The organism is Phycicoccus sp. Soil803, assembly GCF_001429685.1.
Taxonomy (GTDB): domain Bacteria; phylum Actinomycetota; class Actinomycetes; order Actinomycetales; family Dermatophilaceae; genus Pedococcus.
Genome location: NZ_LMST01000001.1, coordinates 3,628,715 through 3,648,350, shown reverse-complemented (window position 1 = coordinate 3,648,350; position 19,636 = coordinate 3,628,715). Strand labels below are relative to the sequence as shown.

The window sequence follows — 19,636 nt, the reverse complement described above, 5'->3', positions numbered from 1 at the left end:
ACCCTCGCGCGCGGTGATGGTGAGCCGTCACGATGAGTTCGTGAACGCACCCAGTCCAGCCCTGGACCCGCAGGCCCTCGTCAGCAGCGAGATCGCCCGCGCCCATGGCGGGGCGAGGCCCGGTGAGCCACAGCCGCGCCTGGACTTCCCGGCATACCGGAGCTCGGTGCTCCGTCACCCGACCAAGTCCCTCGTCCAGGTGGACCCCGAGGGCGTCGAGCTGGTGGCACCCGTGTTCGGGCACAGCGATCTTGGTCCGCTCGAGAGCGACCTCACCATCCAGGCCGGTGGAGCTCCCATCGGCGAGCGGATCGTCGTCACGGGACGGGTGGTCGACGGTGAAGGACGTCCGGTCCGCCACCAGCTCGTCGAGGTCTGGCAGGCCAACGCCGCGGGTCGGTACGTGCACCAGCGCGACCAGCACCCCGCGCCGCTGGATCCGCACTTCACGGGCATGGGGCGCTGCCTCACCGATGGCGACGGGGTGTACCGCTTCACGACGATCAAGCCCGGTCCCTACCCGTGGCGCAACCACCACAACGCCTGGCGACCGGCGCACATCCACTTCTCCCTGTTCGGTCGCGAGTTCACCCAACGGCTGGTCACCCAGATGTACTTCCCGGGGGACCCCTTGTTCGCCCTGGACCCGATCTACCAGTCCATCACCGACCCTGTTGCGCGCGAGCTGCTCGTCGCCACCTACGACCACGACCTGACCGAACACGAGTGGGCGACGGGCTATCGCTGGGACATCGTGCTGACGGGCAGCCACCAAACGCCTCTGGAGCGGGAGGAGGACCGATGACAGGTGAGACGCCTCGCCGCACGCCGGGTCAGACCGTGGGCCCGTTCTTCCACTACGCCCTGCCGTACGTGCGCGGTCACGAGCTCGCGCCGCCCACAGCCCTGGGCTCGATTCGGTTGCATGGGACGGTGTACGACGGCCAGGGCGCACCGATCCCCGACGCCCTGCTGGAGATCCGGCAGGCCGACGCCTCCGGTCAGGTCCCGGTCGTCGAGGGGGCGCTGCGACGTGACGGCATGGTCTTCACGGGGTGGGGTCGCGCCGCGACGGACCCGGGGGGCCGGTATGCGTTCACCACCGTCGAGCCAGGGCAGACCCGGCCCGGAGCGGCGAGCTTCTTCTCACTCGTGGTCTTCGCCAGAGGGCTGCTCGACAGGCTCTTCACCCGCATCTACCTCCCCGAGGTCGACCTCCACACCGACCCGGTCCTCAGCGCGGTGCCGGAAGACCGCCAGGGCACCCTGCTCGCCGTCCGCGACCCCGACGGCAGCCTGAGCTTCGACGTCCACCTGCAGGGAGAGCAGGAAACGGTCTTCCTGACCTTTCCGGGGCATGGTGCGCGGTGAACGCCGACCACGGCCTGCTCGAGCCGGGCTCGCACCGGTCGTCCGGGGTGGCGGACGACGCGGCCCTGGTCGCGGCCATGCTCCGCGTGGAGGTGGCCTGGCTGCGCGCCCTTGCGAGCGTCGGTGCCATCGACGAGGACGACGCGGAGGCGGTAGCCACGACCGTCGCAGGGTGGCGGCCCGACCTGAAGCAGCTCGGCGCCGAGACGGAGGCGGCGGGCAACCCAGTCGTGCCACTGGTCGGGGCACTGCGGGAAGCCATCGGCGACGAGCGACTCGAGCGCTTGGTGCACCGTGGCCTGACCAGCCAGGACGTCCTCGACACCGGCCTGGTCCTCATCGCCCGTGACGGCCTCCTGCGTGCGCGCGAGGACCTCGGCACCGTCGCCCGCGCGCTCGCGGGGCTCGCGGAGCGGCACCGCGTGACGGTGATGGCCGGGCGGACCCTGACGCAGTATGCGGTGCCGATCACCTTTGGTCTCAAGGCGGCCCAGTGGCTCTCCGGAGTCCTGGACGCGCTGGACGGCGTGGACCGGGTCGTCGAGAGGCTGCCCGTGCAGTGCGGAGGAGCGGCGGGCACGCTCGCGCTGGCCCAGGAGCTCACCGTCGACCCGGTAGCCGCGGCCCAGGCCCTCGCCGACGAGCTCGCGCTGACCTGGCCCGGTCTGCCCTGGCACACGCGGCGCACACCCGTCACGGGCGTGGGGGACGCGCTGGTGACCGCCTGCGACGCACTGGGGGTCATCGCATCGGATGTCGCACTCCTGTCTCGCCCTGAGGTCGCCGAGCTCCGCGAGGGCGCCGTCCCCGGGCGCGGGATCTCCTCGACGATGCCGCACAAGAGGAACCCCGTGCTGAGCATCCTGGTCCGCAGCGCCGCACTGCAGGCACCCCTGTTGGGGGCGCAGCTCCACGTCGCCGCCGGTCTCGCGGTCGACGAGCGCCCGGACGGGGCCTGGCACAGCGAGTGGCCGTCCCTGCGGCGGCTGCTGGAGCTCACGGTCACGGCCGCTTCACAGGCCGCCGAGCTGGTCAGTGGGCTGGAGGTCGACGGGGCGGCGATGGGAGCGCGGGTCGCTCGTGCCGCGGACGACCTGCTGGCGGAGCGGGGCAGCGGCGGGAAGCCCGCGGACTACCTCGGCGCCTCGTCCCGGTTCATCGACGAGGTCCTGGCCCGCGGCGCCGACGAGGGGCCGCGTCATGGCTGAGCCCGAGCTCATCTTCACCCGGCTCGCTGGCGAAGCGGGTCGGGGTCACCTGCTCGTCGTGGGCCCCTCCCTTGGCACCTCGGTCGAGGCCCTCTGGGGAGCGGCTGCGCGCGTCCTCGGGGAATCGCTCGAGGTGGTCGGCTGGGACCTGCCCGGTCACGGTCGCAGCGCGCCGACGGCCGAGCCCTTCACCGTGGAAGAGCTGGCCAGCGCAGTGCGGCGGACCACGAACGCACTCATGCGTGAGAGACGTCGAGACGTGTCCTACGCGGGGGTCTCGCTCGGGGGTGCCGTCGCCCTGTGCCTCGCGCTGGAACCAGGGCCCTTCGCCCAGGTCGCCTGCATCGCCGGCGCGGCCCGGATCGGCCAGGCTGCCGGCTGGCAGGACCGCGCCAGGCTGGTCCGCCGGGCGGGCACGCCCGTCGTGGTCAGCGGGTCCGCCGAGCGCTGGTTCGCGCCCGGCTTCGTCGACCGAGACCCGGCTGCCGCCAACCGGCTGCTGCTGTCGCTCTCCGACGCCGATGACGAGTCGTACGCCCTGGCCTGCGAGGCGTTGGCGACGTTCGACCTGCGCGCACGGCTGGGCGAGGTCGGGGTCCCGCTCCTCGTGGTGGCGGGCGAGCACGACGTCGTGGTCACCCTTGACCTGGCCGAGGCGACCGCCGTGGCTGCGCCCGGCTCGCGCGTCGAGGTGATGGCGGGCTGTGCGCACCTGCCGCCGGCAGAGGACCCCGTGGGCACTGCCGCGGTCGTCCTGGAGATGGTGAAGGAGAACGCTCGTGGGTGACTCGTACGACGAGGGCATGAGGGTGCGCCGTGAGGTGCTCGGAGACGCGCACGTGGACCGCGCCCGGGCCGACAGCACGCCTTTCACCGCGGACTTCCAGGACCTGATCACCCGGTATGCGTGGGGGAGTGTCTGGACGCGTCCCGGGCTCGGCCGCCGGGAGCGGAGCATCGCGACCCTCACCGCCCTCCTGGCCCTGCATCACTGGGAGGAGTTCGCCATGCACGTGCGCGCGGCGCGGACCAACGGGCTGTCGGTCGACGAGATCGGCGAGGTGATCCTGCAGAGCGCGGTCTACTGCGGTGTCCCCGTGGCCAACCACGCCTTCAGCATCGCGCAGCGGGTCCTCGAGTCCTCGGCGAGCAGCGATGAATGACGTGTTCGTGTACGACGCCGTGCGCACCCCCTTCGGCAGGTATGGGGGAGCCTTGGCCCAGTGCCGGCCGGACGACCTGGCGGCCCGCGTCCTCGGCGGCCTGCTGGAGCGGAGCCCGGAGCTGGACCCGGCCAGGGTCGACGAGGTCGTCCTCGGCAACGCCAACGGAGCGGGTGAGGACAACCGCAATGTTGCGCGGATGGCGGCACTCCTCGCCGGTCTGCCGGTGTCGGTCCCCGGGTCGACGGTCAACAGGCTCTGCGGTTCCAGCCTGGACGCGACCATCACCGGGGCCAGACAGGTCGCCTTGGGGGAGTCCGACGTCGTCCTCGTGGGTGGGGTCGAGTCGATGAGCCGGGCGCCCTGGGTCGTGCCGAAGCCGCAGCGAGGATTCCCCGCCGGCAATGCCGAAATGGTCTCCACGACCTTGGGCTGGCGCCTGGTGAACCCCCGGATGCCGGATGCCTGGACGGTCTCGCTCGGTGAGGCCACCGAGCAGCTGGCCGACCGCGAAGGAGTCAGCCGACAGGACCAGGACGCCTTTGCCTTGCAGTCGCACCAGAACGCCGCCCGCGCCTGGGACAACGGCTTCTACGACGAGCTGGTCGTCCGCGTCCCGGGCGTCGTCCTCGACAGGGACGAGTCGATCCGCGCCGACACCACGGGGGAGAAGCTGGCCGGCCTCACGCCGGCGTTCCGCCGGGACGGCAGCGTGACGGCCGGGAACGCGTCCCCACTCAACGATGGCGCCTCCGCCGCGCTCATCGGCAGCGGCTCGGCCGAAGGGCTGCTGGGAAGGTCGCCGAAGGCGCGGATCGCCGCGTGGGGCGCCGCCGCGAACGAACCGCAGTTCTTCGGGTTCGCGCCGGTGGAGGCAGCCAACACCGCCCTGCAACGGGCCGGGACCAGCTGGGGCGAGGTGGGCGCCGTCGAGCTCAACGAGGCCTTCGCCGCGCAGTCCCTCGCCTGTATCCGCGCCTGGGACATCGACCCCGAGATCGTCAACCAGCAGGGCGGTGCCATCGCCATCGGCCACCCGCTCGGCGCTTCTGGCACCCGCATCCTCGGCACCTTGGCCCACTCGCTCGAGCGCAGGGGACAGCGCTGGGGTGTGGCCGCCATCTGCATCGGTGTCGGCCAGGGCCTCGCCGTCGTCCTCGAGAACGTGGCGGCCTGATCATGGCGGCGGCGGTTGTCTCCAGCCTTGCCGAGGCGGTTGCCGGGATCCCGGACGGGGCGACGGTGATGATCGGCGGCTTCGGGGCAGCGGGTCAGCCGGTCGAGCTGATCGACGGTCTCATCCAGTCGGGCGCAACGGACCTGACCGTCGTGAACAACAACGCCGGCAACGGCGACACCGGTCTGGCCGCGCTGATTCGTGAGGGCAGGGTGCGCAAGATGGTCTGTTCCTTCCCGAGGCAGTCGGACTCCTGGCACTTCGACGCCAGGTATCGGGCCGGGGAGATCGAGCTCGAGCTGGTGCCGCAAGGCAACCTGGCGGAACGAATCCGCGCGGCAGGCGCGGGAATCGGCGCTTTCTACAGCCCGACGGGCTACGGCACTCCACTCGCAGAGGGCAAGGAGGTACGCGAGATCGACGGTCGCCACTACGTGCTCGAGTACCCCTTGCACGCCGACGTCGCCCTGATCAGCGCTGACACCGCGGACCGGCTCGGCAACCTCACCTATCGCAAGACCGCCCGCAACTTCGGGCCCGTCATGGCCACGGCCGCGGCACTCACGGTGGCGCAGGTGGCCCAGGTCGTCCCCGTGGGTGACCTGGACCCCGAGCACGTCGTGACCCCGTGTCTCTACGTCGACCGCGTCGTCCAGATCGGAGCGGCACGATGACGCCCGGCATCGGCCGGGATGCCTTGGCCGCCTTGGTGGCCGACGACATTCCCGACCGCGCCTTCGTCAATCTCGGGATCGGCCTGCCGACCAAGGTGAGCAACCACCTGGCGCCAGAGCGCGGGGTCATGCTGCACACCGAGAACGGCATGCTCGGCATGGGACCCGAGGCGCACGGTGACGACGTCGATCCCGACCTCATCAACGCCGGCAAGGTGCCGGTGACGGAGCTGCCGGGCGCGTCGTACTTCCACCACGCCGACTCGTTCGCCATGATGCGCGGCGGTCACCTCGATGTCTGCGTCCTCGGCGCCTACCAGGTCTCCGCCTCCGGTGACCTCGCCAACTGGCACACGGGGAAGCCCGAGGACATCCCGGCCGTGGGAGGGGCGATGGACCTCGCCCTCGGCGCGAAGCAGACCTTCGTGATGATGGACCTGCTCACCCGATCGGGGGTCTCCAAACTGGTGCCCGAGTGCAGTTACCCGCTGACCGGGGTGGCCTGTGTCACCCGCGTCTACACCGACCTTGCCGTCTTCCTCATCACCCCGGAGGGAGTCGTCGTACGCGACTCCTTCGGACCGGACGTCCCACAGCTGAGCGAGCTCACCGGCATACCGCTCATCGACGGCACCACCCACCCGAGCTCGGGATAGGACCACGCATGGCACCTCACGTCACCACAACCCAGGTCGGCATCGTCGGAGGCGGGCCAGCGGGCCTGATGCTTTCGCACCTGCTGGCCCTCCAGGGCATCGACTCCGTCGTGGTCGACCACCGCGCGCGCGTGGAGATCGAGAACACCGTGCGGGCAGGCATCCTCGAGCGGGACAGCGTGCGCCTACTGGTCGACTCCGGAGTCTCCGACAACGTGCTCACGGGGGGCGACGAGCACTCAGGCATCGAGCTCGCCTTCGGTGGGTCGACACACCGGATCGACTTCCAGGCGCTCGTCGGAGCCTCGGTATGGCTGTATCCGCAGACGGCGGTGTTCGCCGACCTCGTGACGGCGCGCGAGAAGGCCGGCGCCGACCTCCGCTATGGCGTCGCCGACACCTCCGTCGACGACCTCACCGGGCGCCCCGTCATCCGGTTCACGGACAGCGACGGCGCGGTCCACGAGGTGCACTGCCAGTACCTGGTCGGCGCCGACGGCTCACGGAGCATGTGCCGGCAGCAGGTCCCCGACACTGCTCGACGACAGTACTTCCGTGAGTACCCGTTCGCCTGGTTCGGCATCCTCTGCGCGGCACCCAAGAGCTCGCCCGAGCTGATCTACAACCACTCGGAGCGAGGGTTCGCGCTCATCAGCCAACGGACCGAGTCGATGCAGCGCATGTACTTCCAGTGCCGACCGGACACTGACCCGGCGACCTGGTCGGAGGACCGGATCTGGGGTGAGCTGCAACGGCGAGTGGGCGCCAACGGGCACCAGCTGCTCGAGGGACCCATCACCGACCGGGCTGTCCTCCAGTTCCGCAGCTTCGTCAACGAACCGATGCGTTACGGAAACATGCTGCTGGCCGGGGATGCTGCGCACACCGTGCCGCCCACGGGTGCCAAGGGGCTCAACCTCGCCCTGGCCGACGTCCGGGTCCTGGCCGAGTCCTTGGAACGAGCACTGCTGCAGGGCGAGCCAGACGCGCTCGACGAGTACACGGCGGCCGCCCTGCGCCGCGTGTGGCGGGCTCAACACTTCTCGTACTGGATGACGACCCTCCTCCACCGGATCCCCAGCGGGAGCTCTTTCGACGAGCGTCGACAGCTCGGAGAGCTGGAGTCGATCGCCAGCTCCGTCGCAGGAGCGACCTACCTGGCCGAGGGCTACACAGGGTGGCCGACCAGCACCACGTGAAGCCATGATCCGTCGTCCGAGAGGCCTGAATACCCATGCGAGCCCTCACCAAACCGCGCCCGTCAGGCGGGCCGGGGCAGCTCAGCAGAATCGAGATCCTGTGACCGACCATCCTCTCGACCTCTTGCAGGCCGCGGTTCGAGGCGCATTCTGTGAAGAGGGCAGGCGCGTCACACCTACCCGACTGCCTACGTGGGCACGCCGGCAGTTCGGCGGCGACGCGATGCTGGGGTCAGCAGTCGGCCACACCTCAGGTGTCCGTCTTGAGTACGACACGGCGGCCACCTGGCTAGAGCTCCAGCTGAAGTTCACCCGCACCTGGTTCTCGTTCGTCCCCTTCCCCCCTCGCCCAGTTGTCATGGCCCTGGTGGTCGGCGACATCGAACACTTCTTCACGTTCGACGAGGGCGACATCATGCACGTCGACGAGTCCGACAACACCCGGTTGGAGGCGGGGAGGACGAGCACGCTCCGTGCCCAGCTCGGCGGAGACGGCGCCGTGCGTCGCGTTGTCGTGTGGTTGCCTCACAACTGCTCGGTCGAACTGTTCGACATTCGCGCGGATGCCGTGTTGTCTCCCAGTCCTCGTGCTGGGCTCCGTTGGATCCACTACGGCAGCTCGATCAGCCACTGTCTGGAAGCCGACACCCCCGTGGGCGTGTGGCCGACCATGGCCGCCCGCGCAAGGAACCTGGATCTCCACAACCTGGGCCTCGCGGGCAACGCACTCCTTGACGGCTTCGCCGCACGCACCATCCGAGACCTGGCGGCGGACCTGATCACCATCAAGGTCGGCATCAACGTGGTGAACTTCGGCGCCTTCCGGCGGCGCACCTTCGTCTCCGCGGTACACGGGTTCCTCGACACGATTCGCGAAGGACATCCGGATACGCAGCTTGTCGTCATCTCGCAAATCTTCTGTCCAGTTCACGAAGACAACCCAGGCCCCACCGAATGGAGCTCGACCGGTCAGTCGATGCCGACATCCCTTCCCCGGCGACCACTCGACGGACAGCTGACACTGAGCGAGATCAGGCAACTGCTCCGTTCGATGGTCGAGGAGCGCTCGTCGGACGATCCACACCTGCGCTACCTGAACGGCCTCGAGCTCTTCGGCCCTGACGACCATGGGCACCTGCCAGACGGACTTCATCCTGATGCGGAGGGTTACGCCCTGATGGGGGACCGAATGACACACATCATGCAGGACTGGCTCCCGGGGGCGGCACACAGTCTGAGCGGATCACCCACGGCACCATGAGCGACAAGCCGGACAAATTTCCTGGGAATTGCCTGTATGAGTTCTCGGCCGCACGTAGCCTGCGATTGGCGTGACGGTGAACGCTATCCGTCTTGGGCTGCGAGGAAGGCTCCACATGCGTCTGTTTCCCCCGGTGCACGGCAGGAGGGCCCTCTTGGCGCGCCGCCTGTTCGTGATGGCCGCCAGCGCGGCCGTCCTGGCCGCACCCTCCGTCCTCGTCGCCGGTAGCGCCGACGCCGCCCCGCTGCCCGCGGCATACACCGCCAACGCGTCCGGTGACGTCCTGACCGTGGCCAGCACCCTCGCGACCGCGCCCCTCGCCGCAGTGGACCTGGTGCATGCCGACGCGGCCGCCGGCTCCACCACGAGCCCGCGCACCTCTGCCACGTCGGCCAACCTCGGCGCCCAAGTCGGCCCCGTCGGCGCCCAGCTGAACAGCCGGACGGCTACCGCGCCGCCGTCCTCGACCAACAACGGGAGCATCGTCCAGGCCTCCCTTGCGAGCGCCCCCGCAACCTTCGGCACGGGCATCCTGAGCGCCGTGACGAGCGCCAACTGGGCGGGCGACCTCGCGTGCGTCGCCCTGGGCACACCCCTGTCGACCGCAACGACGTCGACGACCGGCGCCTCCGCCACCCTGCTCGGGGTCCCCGTCCTGTCCACGGGGGACGCCTCGACGACCGCCACGACCTCGCTCATCGCGCAGTCCGCGACCAACGACACCAGGTCGGTGCAGTCGGCCGCGACGGGCAACGTCGCGGGCCTGACCCTGCTCGGGGCCATCTCCGTCAGCGCGCTCCAGCCGACCCTCACCGCAACCGCCAGCAGCGGTCCGGCGGGTAGCGCCTCGCTGACCGGTTCCGCGGTCACGCTCACCTACCCCGGCGGTTCCCAGACCCTCAACCTCGGCGACACCAGCGCCGCGGTCTCGATCCCCCTGGTCGGGACCGCGACGGTCCACGTGGCCAGCAATGCAGACGTCACTGCCAACGGCGGGGTCTTCTCGACGACCTTCCTCACGGTTGACATCACCCTGCTCGCCGGCGCCGGCACTGTCTCCGTGGGCGTCCTCCCACTCTCCGTGTCGGCCACCGCACCCACTGGTGGCGTGGAGTGCACCCGCGCCGTCATCGACATCGCGACACCAGCCGAAGGCTCCACGACGGCCGACTCGACCCCGACCATCTCCGGGACCTCGAACGTGCCCAGCGGCACCGTCACCATCACCATCGGCGGCGAGACCCACACGGTCACGACGGACGCCTCGGGTGCATGGACCTTCGAGTGGCCCACCCCCTTGGCCAACGGCGCCACCACGGTGAACGCCTCGGTGACGAATGCTGCAGGCAACTCAGCCACGGACAGCAACACGTTCACGGTGGCCGCCCCCGCCCCGGCCATCGTCATCACGGCTCCGTCCACGGGCTCGACGGTCGCCGACACCACGCCGGCCGTCACGGGCACGTCGAACGTGCTCTCGGGATCCATCAGCCTGGTCATCGACGGGGCCGCTCCGGTCACCGTGTCGACGGACGCCACCGGGGCTTGGACCTACACGCCGACGACTCCTCTGGTGGAGGGGTCGCACACCGTCATCGCGACCGCTACCACGCCTGCAGGCACGGCTTCGGACACGACCACCTTCACGGTCTCGATCCCACCCGCCATCACCATCAGCACCCCTGCGGACGGCTCCACCACAGAGGACCAGACGCCCGAGATTGCCGGCAGCTCGTCCGTCGTGAACGGCATGATTACGCTGGTCATCGACGGGGGCAACCCGGTCAGTGTCCCGACCGACGCGTCAGGTGGCTGGACCTACACGCCGACGGTGCCGCTCTCGAATGACGTCCACGTGGCCGAGGCGACGGCGACCAACGCGTCCGGCGCCACCGCGACGGACTCCGTGGAGTTCGAGGTGTTCGCGGAAGGTCCCCTCCCTGAGGTGGCGATCACGACCCCTGCTGACGGGTCGACGACCACCGATCGCACGCCGGACATCACTGGGACGTCGGACCAGCCGAACTCGGTCGTCCTCGTGTCCATCGACGAAGGCGAGCCGGTCGACGTCGACACCGACGAACGGGGCAGCTGGAGCCTCACGCCCACCTCCGACCTGGCCTGCGGCCAGCACACAGTCGTGGCCGTCACGGGCAACGAGTTCGGGCTGAGCGGTGACGAGGTCGAGTTCACCGTCAGCTGCCCGGCGGCCGCCCCCGTCCCCAGCGGTGGCGGTGACTCGCTCGCCCAGACGGGAAGCGACATCGCACCGCTCGGTGCGCTCGGCCTGGTCCTGCTCCTCCTCGGCCTCGGTCTGCTGCGACGGTTCCACCTGACGCGGGCCTAGCAGGAATGGGCGTGCCGCCCTCTTGCTGCCCGCGACGGTCACGAGCTGCCCGCGACGATCACGAGCTGCCCGCGACGATCACGAGCTGCCGCTCCACGGCGCGGGCGAGAGGATCCACACCATCTCGGCCCTTCTCGAGGTGCTGGTGTTCTCCCAGGTGTGCGGCTCCCCGCCGGGGAAGGTCAGTGCGTCGCCCGCGGTGAGCCGCTGTCGGCGGTCCGAGAAGATCAGCTCGACCGCACCCTTGAGGACGTACAGGACCTCGAGCTCGCAGTTGATCGTGTAGAGGTCGGCCCCTCCGGTGGCGCCTGGTTCGGCCGTGGTGTGCACGAGCTGCACCCTCGCCTGCCCCCGGGGAGTCATCAGCTGCTCGCTGACACCGGTACCGCCGAGGTTGATGGCCGGCGCTGACTCGCGTCGCACGAGCGCGACCTGCGGGGCGCTGAACAGCGTGCCCACGTCCACGCTCATCACCTCACAGAGCGTGATGAGCGAGCTGACGCTGAGCGAGGTCTCGTCGCGCTCGACCCGGCTGAGGAATCCCTTGGTGAGCCCGGACGACGTCGCGAGCTGGTCGAGGGTGAACCCGTTCGCCTTCCGCGCTGCGCGAAGGCGCGCGCCTAGTCGGACCCCGCTGTGGGTGGGGGAGACGGGGACCGGGCGCATCTGTGGATCCTCTCTGACCGGGCGACACACGTGGCCGTCCTCGTGAGGGCGACGTTACGGGCTGCTGCGTCCAGATCGGGCTGCACCCCTTGACATCCCATCATGCCTGCCCGATCCTCGTTGCACAACCTTTGTTGCTCTACACGAAACACCACTGGAGATGACCATGCAGCTTCGACACCTCGCACTTGCCGGCACCATGGCCGCGGTGACCATCGCGTCCGGCTGCGCAGCCCCGGACGAAGCAGGATCCGGCGCCAGCAGCTCCAGCAGCGGCCAGACGTCGTCGGTCGGCGCGCTCACCAAGGACGACGCGATCGCCGCGAAGCTCCCGGCCGCCATCAAGTCCGCTGGCACGGTGCGCGTCGCCTCGGGCGTGAGCTTCCCGCCCATGGAGTTCTTCGACACCGACAACAAGACCGTCCTCGGGTTCGACGCCGACCTCGGAGCCGCCCTCGGACAGGTCCTCGGCGTGAAGTTCGAGTTCCAGAACACCAACTTCGACGGCATCATCGGCGGGCTCGACGCCGGCCGGTACGACCTCTCGCTCACCAGCATGATCGACAAGAAGTCCCGCCAGACCTCGGTCGACTTCATCGACTACCTGAACTCGGGTGTCACCTTCATGGTGAAGAAGGGCAACCCGTCCGGTCTCAAGGACAAGCTGGACCTCTGCGGCAAGTCTGCGGCCGTCGAGAAGAGCGCCACCGGCGACCTGTCCGTGGACGACATCACCAAGGAGTGCACGGCCGCCGGCAAGCTGGCGGTGAAGAAGCAGCCCTTCCCGGACCAGGCCAGCGCAGTCCAGGCCTTGCAGTCCGGCCGGGCCGACGCCGTCGTCGCCCTCGACCTGACCCTGGCCTACAACGTCAAGCAGGCCCCCAACGCCTTCGAGGTGCCCGCCAAGCCGTTCGGCACCCTGCCGGTCGGCATCCCGGTGCCCAAGAAGAGCCCTGAGCTGCGGGACGCTGTCCAGGCTGCCCTGCTCAAGGTCATCGAGTCCGGCACCTACGACCAGCTCCTGGCCAAGTGGAACCTGCAGAACCAGGCGCTCACGGGCGCACCGCTCAACTCCGGGAGCTGACCATGACCGCACACGTCGTGCAGTCGACCGAGGCGGGGCACGCCGACGAGCCGGTCGTCCGGCTCCGGCACCCCGGCCGGTGGGTGTCTGCGGCAGTCCTGGTCGTCCTGGCGGCGATGTTCGTCAACTTCGTGGTGACCACCGAGCAGCTGCGGCCGGACCTCGTGTTCGGGTACCTGTTCGAGCGGTCGATCCTGCGTGGCCTGCTGGTCACCATCGAGGTGACTGCAGCGGCCATGCTGGTCGGTGTCGTCCTCGGCACCCTGCTGGCCGTCATGCGGCTGTCCGAGAACCCGCTGCTGCGGGGTGTCGCGGGCGGCTACGTGTGGCTGTTCCGCGGCACGCCGATCCTGGTGCAGCTGCTGTTCTGGTTCTTCCTGGGCACGGTGCTCCCGAAGATCAGCCTGGGCATCCCGTTCGGGCCGGAGTTCTTCAGCATCTCGAGCAACACCCTGATCACGCAGTTCGTCGCGGCCATCCTGGGACTGGGGCTCAACGAGGCCGCCTACATGGCCGAGATCGTCCGCGCCGGCATCGGCTCGGTGGATCGGGGCCAGACGGAGGCGGCCCAGGCCCTGAGCATGAACCCGGGCCTGACCTACCGCAGGATCGTGCTTCCGCAAGCCGCGCGGGTGATCGTGCCACCGACGGCCAACGAGCTGATCTCGATGCTCAAGCTCACGTCCTTGTGCCTGGTGATCGGCCTCCCCGAGCTCCTCACCACGGCGCAGCTCATCTACGGGAGGAACTTCCAGCAGATCCCGCTCCTGATCGTCGCCAGCATCTGGTACATCGTGCTCACCACGATCCTGACGGTGGTGCAGTCACGCATCGAGCGCCGGATGAGCAGGGGAGTCCTCGGTGCGCAGGTACGCCGCAACCGCTTCGCGATCGGAGGTCGGTGATGACCAGCACCACTGCAGGCCCGGCGACACCCATGGTCGAGGCCATCAACGTCCGCAAGGTGTTCGGCGACAACGAGGTGCTCAAGAGCGTCAACCTGAGCGTCCGGGCGGGTGAGGTGGTGTCGTTCCTGGGACCGTCCGGTTCGGGCAAGTCCACCTTCCTGCGCTGCATCAACCACCTCGAACGGATCGACGGCGGCGAGATCAGCGTCAACGGCCACCTCGTGGGCTACCGGCGCAGCCACGGCAAGAAGTTCGAGCTCAAGCCCAAGGAGGTCGCGGCGGCGCGGCGCGACGTGGGGATGGTCTTCCAGCGGTTCAACCTCTTCCCGCACCTGACGGCCCTGCAGAACGTCATGGAGGCGCCCGTGTTCGTCAAGGGCGTCCCCAAGGCCGAGGCGCAGTCCCGAGCCCGCGAGCTCCTGGACCGGGTCGGCCTGGCCGACAAGCCGGCGGCCTACCCCGCGCAGCTCTCAGGTGGCCAGCAGCAGCGCGTGGCGATCGCCCGGGCGCTGGCCATGGAGCCGGCCCTGATGTTGTTCGACGAGCCCACGTCCGCGCTCGACCCCGAGCTCGTCGGCGAGGTGCTCGACGTCATGAAGGGGCTCGCTGCCGACGGGATGACGATGATCGTCGTCACCCACGAGATCGGCTTCGCCCGCGAGGTGTGCGACCGCGTCGTCTTCATGGACGGCGGCGTCATCGTCGAGGAGGGCAAACCCCACGACGTCTTCAGCAACCCGCAGCATGCCCGCACCCAGTCGTTCCTCTCGAAAGTGCTCTGACCATGGCTGACCATGCCACCGCCACACCTCCGCGCGGTCCCGTCGACGCGACCGTCACCCCCCGGTACGGCGGGCCGGCCACCTTCGCCCGACTCCCGCGTCTCGACGAGGTCGAGCGCGCCGATGTCGCGGTGTTGGGTGTCCCCTTCGACTCCGGGGTCAGCTATCGTCCCGGCGCCAGGTTCGGTCCCGGACACGTCCGGGCCGCGTCCAAGCTGCTCCGCACCTACAACCCGGTCCAGGATGTCGAGCCGTTCGCGGTGCAGCAGGTCGTCGATGCCGGCGACGTCGCCTGCAACCCGTTCGACATCCTCGAGGCCGTCCGCCAGATCGACGGGGCGGCTCGTGAGATCGCCGGGACCGGCGCCAAGCTGATGACGATCGGCGGCGACCACACCATCGCGCTGCCGCTCCTGCGCGTGCTGCACGAACAGCACGGCGAGATCGCGGTCGTCCACTTCGACGCACACCTCGACACGTGGGACACCTACTTCGGAGCGCCCATCACCCACGGCACGCCCTTCCGTCGCGCCAGTGAGGAGGGCCTGATCGACAAGACCGGCAGCATCCACGTCGGGATCCGCGGGCCGTTGTACTCGCCCCAGGACCTCAGCGACGACCAGGTGCTCGGCTTCCAGGTCATCGGGTGCCACGACATGGACGACCTGGGCTGGAAGGGGGCGGTCGAGCGGATCAAGGCCCGGGTGGGGGACCGGCCGACCTACGTGTCCCTCGACATCGACGTGCTCGACCCCGCCTTCGCCCCCGGCACGGGCACCCCTGAGGCGGGCGGGCTGACCAGCCGTGAGCTGCTCAACATCCTGCGGGCGTTCAGCGAGCTCAACCTCGTCGGCGCGGACGTCGTCGAGGTGTCACCCGCCTACGACCACGCGGAGATCACCGGCATCGCGGCCGCCCACGCGGCATACGAGCTGATCTCGGCGATGGCACCGCGCGAAGGAGCCACGTCATGAGCGAGCCGGTCACGGGTGGCGCCGCCGTCATCGACTCCCTTGCGGCACAAGGGGTCTCGGATGTGTTCGGCATCCCGGGGACCCACAACCTCGAGCTCTACCGCTACCTGCCGCAGTCGGGGATCCGGCACGTCGTCACCAGGCACGAGCAGGGCGCCGGGTATGCCGCGGACGGCTTTGCGCGCGTCAGCGGACGTCCGGGCGTGCTGATCACGACCTCCGGGCCGGGCATCACCAACGCCGTGACGGCCCTCGCCACCGCCTATGCCGACTCGATCCCGATCCTCGCCGTCTCGCCCGGCGCCCCGCGCGGGCGCGTCGGCGCCGACGTCGGGTGGCTGCACGAGGTGAAGAACCAACAGGCTGCTCTTGACGCCGTCACCGGGCGGAGCATCCGCGCGGAGTCCGCGGACGACATCCCCGACATCGTGGCCGACATCTTCGAGGGCTTTGCCAGCCGCCGCCCGCGACCCGTGCACCTCGAAGTGCCGGTCGATGTCCTCGAGGGCGACTGGGCCCGGGTGCCGTGTGCTCGCCGCCCGCTGCCGGGCGCGGCCCGTGCCGACCGCCCAGCCGTCGACGCCGTCGCAGCTGCGCTGCTGGGCGCCGCCAACCCCCTCGTCGTCGCCGGTGGTGGTGCGCGAGGTGCGACGGCCGAGCTGCGCGCCCTGGCCGAGCTCGGCATCCCGGTCCTGACGACGGTCAACGGCAAGGGCGTCCTCGACGAGGCTCATCCCGCGTCGCTGGGGGCCGGCGCCCGGCTCAGTACCGCCCACGATGCCGTCAACGGCGCCGACGTGCTGCTCGTCGTCGGGTCGGAGCTGGGCGACTCCGACCTCTGGGGCGGCACGGTCGCTCCCGGCCGTCCGGGGGAGCGCACGGTGGTCCGCATCGACCTCGACGCCGCCCAGGCACACAAGAACGTCCGAGCCGACCTCGCCATCGTCGCCGATGCCCGGCTGACCCTCCGGGACCTCGTGGAGGCACTGCGCGACAAGGGGATCCGGGGCTGGGACACCGCGCGGGCCCTGACGCTCCGTGGCCAGATCGACGCGGAGGCGGCCCGGTCCGGTGCCGCCTGGGAGCCGATCCAGCGGTCCCTCGCCGCGGCGCTCCCAGCCGACACGGTGGTGGCCGGTGACAGCTCGCAGGTCACCTACTACGGGACCGTGCACTCGTGGCCGTTCACGCCGGCGAACCGGTTGCTCTACCCGACCGGCTACGCGACGCTCGGCTACGGCCTGCCCGCCGCCATCGGTGCCAAGATCGCTGCCCCCGACCGGTCAGTCGTCGCCCTCTTCGGCGATGGTGCCGCCATGTTCTCCATCCAGGAGCTCATCACGGCCACCGAGCAGGGCCTGGCCATCCCGGTCGTGATCGTCGACAACGGTGGCTACGCGGAGATCCGGGAGCAGATGGTCGACCGCGGCATCGTGCCCCAAGCCGTCGACCTCTACCGTCCCGACATCCCGGCGCTGGCCAGGGCCATCGGAGCCCACGGTGTCGAAGCCACCTCCGTCGACGAGCTCGGACCCCTTGCGGCACAGGCGCTCTCGGCCGACCGCCCCACGGTCATCTACCACCGCGTCTGACCGCAGTCCTTCGCCGGGTCGCAGTCGCCGACGCACCACCCCCAGGCATCCCGGCCCATCGACACACTCACCTCCACCCACCGACACCCTGCTGGAGCTCGTCATGCCTTCCTTGCGCAACATCGTCAACGGGCGGGCCGTCTCGTCGGCCGCCTCGATGGAGTTCCACGACCCCGCCACCGGGGCCGTGCTGGGCGAATCCCCGCTGTCGTCCGCGGCAGACGTGGATGCGGCCGTGGGCGCCGCCTCCGACGCCTTCGTCGGCTGGCGTCGGACCACGCCTGCCCAGCGCCAGCGAGCACTGCTGCAGCTCGCCGACCTGGTCGAGGTGCACGCCGAGGAGCTGCTGGACTGCGAGGTGCGCAACACCGGCAAGCCGCGGGCCCTGACCCGCGAGGTGGAGCTGCTGCCGTGCATCGACCAGCTCCGCTTCTTCGCCGGCGCAGCGCGGGTCCTCCAAGGTGTGGCCAGCGCGGAGTACGAAGCCGGCTTCACCTCCTCGATCCGGCGCGAGCCCGTCGGGGTCATCTCGCAGGTGACCCCGTGGAACTACCCGTTGATGATGGCGATCTGGAAGATCGCGCCGGCCCTGGCGGCGGGGAACACCGTGGTCCTCAAGCCGTCCGACACCACGCCGTGGTCCACGGTCCGCCTGGCCGAGCTGGCCCAGGAGGTGCTGCCACCCGGGGTGCTGAACGTGGTCTGTGGCGACCGCGACACGGGTCGCGCACTGGTGTCCCATCCGCGGCCGGACATGGTGGCCATCACCGGGAGCACGCGGGCGGGGTCCCAGGTGATGGCCTCGGCGGCCGAGACCCTCAAGAACGTCCACCTCGAGCTGGGGGGCAAGGCTCCGGCCGTGGTGTTCGACGACGTCGACCTGGCCTCGACCGCCGAGGCGATCGCCGGTGCCGGCTACTACAACGCCGGTCAGGACTGCACGGCCGCCACCCGGGTCCTCGTGCACGCGCGGGTGCACGACGAGTTCGTGGGGCTGCTGGCGTCGGCCGCCTCGGCCCGGCGTGCTGGCCATCCCGACGACGCCGATGTCGCCTTCGGTCCGGTGAACAGCGTGACGCAGCAGGCGCAGGTCGAGGGCTTCCTCGAACGGCTGCCCGCCCACGCCTCCGTGGTCGCGGGCGGGACGAGCCACGGCCCGGGCTACTTCGTCGACGCCACGGTGGTCGCAGGAGTGCAGCAGGACGACGAGGTCGTGCAGCGCGAGATCTTCGGTCCGGTGCTGACGGTGCAGTCCTTCCGTGACGAGGCCGACGCGCTGGCCAAGGCCAACGGCGTCGACTTCGCGCTGGCCTCGAGCGTCTGGACCCGCGACCACGGGCGCGCGACCCGACTGTCGGCCGACCTGGACTTCGGCGTCGTGTGGGTCAACTGCCACCAGGTCATCCCGTCCGAGATGCCGCACGGCGGTTTCAAGCAGTCCGGCGTCGGCAAGGACCTGTCGATCTTCGGGCTCGAGGACTACACCCGCATCAAGCACGTGATGAGCAGCCACGCCTCGTGACCACTCACGGCGTCGCGGTATGCCGCCGTGCCCGGCGCCGTGGTGGCGTCACCTGTTCGCCGTAGCGGGCCACGCAGAAGGCGGCCAGCCGCGCGGCAAGGCGGCCGATGGTGGCCGCGCCGTGGTGGCCCGGCTGCCACGCGGCATACAGGCTGATCCCCAACGGCCCGGTGGGGCCGTCGATGGTGAGCGGCTGGAGGTCGAACCGCGGGTCGTCCGAGACGACGGCTATGCCACGGCCTGACGCGGCGACCGCCTGCGCGACCTCAGGGGAGCCGAACTCGTGAAGCTCCGTGTAGGCGAGGCGTGCCGCCGCCACCGCACTGTCGAGGGCGCGACGCGGGTGGTAGTCGCGGTCCTGGGTCAGGAGGGGGCGGTCCACCAGGTCGGCGAGTGGGACCTGGCCGCGACCGGCCCACTCATGGGTGCGTGGGACATAGGCCCAGACGGGCAGGTCGGCGAGGGCGATCCCGGCGAGCTGGTCCGGAGGAGGCGTCGTGCCGATCGCCAGGTCTGCCCCCAGGGTGAGGGTGGCGTAGACCGAGGCGGGGGTCTCCTCCAGGACGGCAGGCATCGGGTCGTCAGCCTCGAGGGTGGCGAGGAACGGAGCCACGACATCGGTCAGGGTGGTCCCGGGGGCGGCGATCGTGACGCGCTGCAGCCGACCGGCGGCGATGGCCGCGGCGATGTCGCGTGCTGCTCCGGCCTGGACCACGAGGGACCGGGCGACCGGGAGGAACTCCGCACCGGCCGCGCTCAGCCGCAGCCGGCCGTCGTCGCGGACGAAGAGGTCGACTCCGAGCTCGCGTTCCAGCTGGCGCAGCTGGCGCGACAACGAGGGCTGGGTGACGTGCACCGCGGTGGCCGCCGCGGTCACCGATCCCAGGTCGGCGACGGCGACGAGGTAGCGCAGGGTGCGGATCTCCACGGTATGCCTCCGAGGCATGGGGACGAGGCTCAACAGGTATTGGACAGCATGGCAGGCGGCGCCCGAGGCTGGGCGGTGACCACCCGTAACACCTGCGTCTTTCCGCTGGCCCCCAAGGAGATCC

19 protein-coding genes are annotated in these 19,636 nt (G+C 70.1%); 17 read left to right on the top strand and 2 right to left on the bottom strand.

Features of this window, described 5'->3' with window-relative positions:
- Positions 1-16: 16 nt before the first annotated feature.
- The 11 genes from pcaH (at position 17) to ASG95_RS16925 (ending at position 11,056) form a co-directional block, all read left to right on the top strand.
- Complete coding sequence (pcaH, locus tag ASG95_RS16975) at positions 17-805, top strand: protocatechuate 3,4-dioxygenase subunit beta (protein ID WP_057378189.1); 789 nt, start codon at positions 17-19, stop codon at positions 803-805.
- Positions 802-1,371 (top strand): protocatechuate 3,4-dioxygenase subunit alpha, encoded by a 570-nt coding sequence (pcaG, locus tag ASG95_RS16970; protein ID WP_057378188.1) that lies wholly within the window; start codon positions 802-804, stop codon positions 1,369-1,371. Before pcaH ends, pcaG begins: the two co-directional genes overlap by 4 nt.
- Positions 1,368-2,579 carry a lyase family protein gene (locus ASG95_RS16965; protein WP_200961927.1) on the top strand — a complete coding sequence of 404 codons (1,212 nt, stop codon included), beginning with the start codon at positions 1,368-1,370 and terminating at the stop codon, positions 2,577-2,579. The genes pcaG and ASG95_RS16965 overlap by 4 nt, the downstream gene beginning before the upstream one ends.
- A complete protein-coding gene (locus ASG95_RS16960; protein ID WP_057378187.1) occupies positions 2,572-3,366 on the top strand; it encodes an alpha/beta fold hydrolase in 795 nt (264 codons plus the stop codon). The genes ASG95_RS16965 and ASG95_RS16960 overlap by 8 nt, the downstream gene beginning before the upstream one ends.
- Positions 3,359-3,742: a 4-carboxymuconolactone decarboxylase gene (pcaC, locus tag ASG95_RS16955; protein ID WP_255358337.1), complete on the top strand. Its 384-nt coding sequence runs from the start codon at positions 3,359-3,361 to the stop codon at positions 3,740-3,742. Before ASG95_RS16960 ends, pcaC begins: the two co-directional genes overlap by 8 nt.
- Positions 3,735-4,919, top strand: coding sequence for a thiolase family protein (locus ASG95_RS16950; protein WP_057378186.1), 1,185 nt, complete (start codon positions 3,735-3,737; stop codon positions 4,917-4,919). The genes pcaC and ASG95_RS16950 overlap by 8 nt, the downstream gene beginning before the upstream one ends.
- A gap of 2 nt (positions 4,920-4,921) precedes the next feature.
- Positions 4,922-5,593: a 3-oxoacid CoA-transferase subunit A gene (locus ASG95_RS16945; protein WP_057378185.1), complete on the top strand. Its 672-nt coding sequence runs from the start codon at positions 4,922-4,924 to the stop codon at positions 5,591-5,593.
- Positions 5,590-6,249 (top strand): 3-oxoacid CoA-transferase subunit B, encoded by a 660-nt coding sequence (locus tag ASG95_RS16940; protein ID WP_057378184.1) that lies wholly within the window; start codon positions 5,590-5,592, stop codon positions 6,247-6,249. Before ASG95_RS16945 ends, ASG95_RS16940 begins: the two co-directional genes overlap by 4 nt.
- Before the next feature lie 8 nt (positions 6,250-6,257).
- On the top strand, positions 6,258-7,448 hold the full coding sequence (locus tag ASG95_RS16935) for a 4-hydroxybenzoate 3-monooxygenase (protein ID WP_057378183.1): 1,191 nt from the start codon (positions 6,258-6,260) through the stop codon (positions 7,446-7,448).
- A gap of 100 nt (positions 7,449-7,548) precedes the next feature.
- Positions 7,549-8,709: a GDSL-type esterase/lipase family protein gene (locus ASG95_RS16930; protein WP_057378182.1), complete on the top strand. Its 1,161-nt coding sequence runs from the start codon at positions 7,549-7,551 to the stop codon at positions 8,707-8,709.
- 115 nt (positions 8,710-8,824) lie between these two features.
- Positions 8,825-11,056, top strand: a complete 2,232-nt coding sequence (locus ASG95_RS16925; protein ID WP_157582202.1) for an Ig-like domain-containing protein — start codon at positions 8,825-8,827, stop codon at positions 11,054-11,056.
- Between the two features lie 78 nt (positions 11,057-11,134).
- Here ASG95_RS16925 and ASG95_RS16920 read toward each other — a convergent pair whose 3' ends face one another.
- On the bottom strand, positions 11,135-11,722 hold the full coding sequence (locus ASG95_RS16920) for a cupin domain-containing protein (RefSeq protein WP_056924067.1): 588 nt from the start codon (positions 11,720-11,722) through the stop codon (positions 11,135-11,137).
- A gap of 166 nt (positions 11,723-11,888) precedes the next feature.
- Between ASG95_RS16920 and ASG95_RS16915 the strand changes: the two genes are divergently transcribed.
- The 6 genes from ASG95_RS16915 to ASG95_RS16890 all read left to right on the top strand — a co-directional run bounded on the left by ASG95_RS16915 (position 11,889) and on the right by ASG95_RS16890 (position 18,584).
- Positions 11,889-12,806 (top strand): ABC transporter substrate-binding protein, encoded by a 918-nt coding sequence (locus ASG95_RS16915; RefSeq protein ID WP_162257551.1) that lies wholly within the window; start codon positions 11,889-11,891, stop codon positions 12,804-12,806.
- A 2-nt stretch (positions 12,807-12,808) separates the two neighbouring features.
- Positions 12,809-13,711, top strand: coding sequence for an amino acid ABC transporter permease (locus ASG95_RS16910; RefSeq protein WP_056924065.1), 903 nt, complete (start codon positions 12,809-12,811; stop codon positions 13,709-13,711).
- The gene (locus ASG95_RS16905; RefSeq protein WP_056924064.1) at positions 13,711-14,496 is read left to right on the top strand and encodes an amino acid ABC transporter ATP-binding protein; all 786 of its coding nucleotides are present in this window, start codon (positions 13,711-13,713) and stop codon (positions 14,494-14,496) included. Before ASG95_RS16910 ends, ASG95_RS16905 begins: the two co-directional genes overlap by 1 nt.
- Before the next feature lie 2 nt (positions 14,497-14,498).
- Positions 14,499-15,470, top strand: coding sequence for an agmatinase (gene speB / locus ASG95_RS16900; RefSeq protein ID WP_056924063.1), 972 nt, complete (start codon positions 14,499-14,501; stop codon positions 15,468-15,470).
- Positions 15,467-17,062, top strand: a complete 1,596-nt coding sequence (locus ASG95_RS16895; RefSeq protein ID WP_057378180.1) for a thiamine pyrophosphate-binding protein — start codon at positions 15,467-15,469, stop codon at positions 17,060-17,062. Before speB ends, ASG95_RS16895 begins: the two co-directional genes overlap by 4 nt.
- Positions 17,063-17,165: 103 nt before the next feature.
- A complete protein-coding gene (locus ASG95_RS16890) occupies positions 17,166-18,584 on the top strand; it encodes a gamma-aminobutyraldehyde dehydrogenase (RefSeq protein WP_056924061.1) in 1,419 nt (472 codons plus the stop codon).
- Positions 18,585-18,588: 4 nt separating this feature from the next.
- On the opposite strand, the gene ASG95_RS16885 is transcribed toward ASG95_RS16890, so the two are convergent.
- Positions 18,589-19,530: a LysR family transcriptional regulator gene (locus ASG95_RS16885; RefSeq protein ID WP_235543982.1), complete on the bottom strand. Its 942-nt coding sequence runs from the start codon at positions 19,528-19,530 to the stop codon at positions 18,589-18,591.
- Between the last annotated feature and the right edge of the window lie 106 nt (positions 19,531-19,636).

Excerpts from the sequence above, each read along its gene's own strand:
- pcaH (WP_057378189.1), top strand. The coding sequence starts at position 17 with ATGGTGAGCCGTCACGATGAGTTCGTGAACGCACCCAGTCCAGCCCTG.
- pcaG (WP_057378188.1), top strand. The coding sequence starts at position 802 with ATGACAGGTGAGACGCCTCGCCGCACGCCGGGTCAGACCGTGGGCCCG.
- ASG95_RS16960 (WP_057378187.1), top strand. The coding sequence starts at position 2,572 with ATGGCTGAGCCCGAGCTCATCTTCACCCGGCTCGCTGGCGAAGCGGGT.
- ASG95_RS16950 (WP_057378186.1), top strand. The coding sequence starts at position 3,735 with ATGAATGACGTGTTCGTGTACGACGCCGTGCGCACCCCCTTCGGCAGG.
- ASG95_RS16945 (WP_057378185.1), top strand. The coding sequence starts at position 4,922 with ATGGCGGCGGCGGTTGTCTCCAGCCTTGCCGAGGCGGTTGCCGGGATC.
- ASG95_RS16940 (WP_057378184.1), top strand. The coding sequence starts at position 5,590 with ATGACGCCCGGCATCGGCCGGGATGCCTTGGCCGCCTTGGTGGCCGAC.
- ASG95_RS16935 (WP_057378183.1), top strand. The coding sequence starts at position 6,258 with ATGGCACCTCACGTCACCACAACCCAGGTCGGCATCGTCGGAGGCGGG.
- ASG95_RS16925 (WP_157582202.1), top strand. The coding sequence starts at position 8,825 with ATGCGTCTGTTTCCCCCGGTGCACGGCAGGAGGGCCCTCTTGGCGCGC.
- ASG95_RS16920 (WP_056924067.1), bottom strand. The coding sequence starts at position 11,722 with ATGCGCCCGGTCCCCGTCTCCCCCACCCACAGCGGGGTCCGACTAGGC.
- ASG95_RS16915 (WP_162257551.1), top strand. The coding sequence starts at position 11,889 with ATGCAGCTTCGACACCTCGCACTTGCCGGCACCATGGCCGCGGTGACC.
- ASG95_RS16910 (WP_056924065.1), top strand. The coding sequence starts at position 12,809 with ATGACCGCACACGTCGTGCAGTCGACCGAGGCGGGGCACGCCGACGAG.
- ASG95_RS16905 (WP_056924064.1), top strand. The coding sequence starts at position 13,711 with ATGACCAGCACCACTGCAGGCCCGGCGACACCCATGGTCGAGGCCATC.
- speB (WP_056924063.1), top strand. The coding sequence starts at position 14,499 with ATGGCTGACCATGCCACCGCCACACCTCCGCGCGGTCCCGTCGACGCG.
- ASG95_RS16895 (WP_057378180.1), top strand. The coding sequence starts at position 15,467 with ATGAGCGAGCCGGTCACGGGTGGCGCCGCCGTCATCGACTCCCTTGCG.
- ASG95_RS16890 (WP_056924061.1), top strand. The coding sequence starts at position 17,166 with ATGCCTTCCTTGCGCAACATCGTCAACGGGCGGGCCGTCTCGTCGGCC.
- ASG95_RS16885 (WP_235543982.1), bottom strand. The coding sequence starts at position 19,530 with ATGCCTCGGAGGCATACCGTGGAGATCCGCACCCTGCGCTACCTCGTC.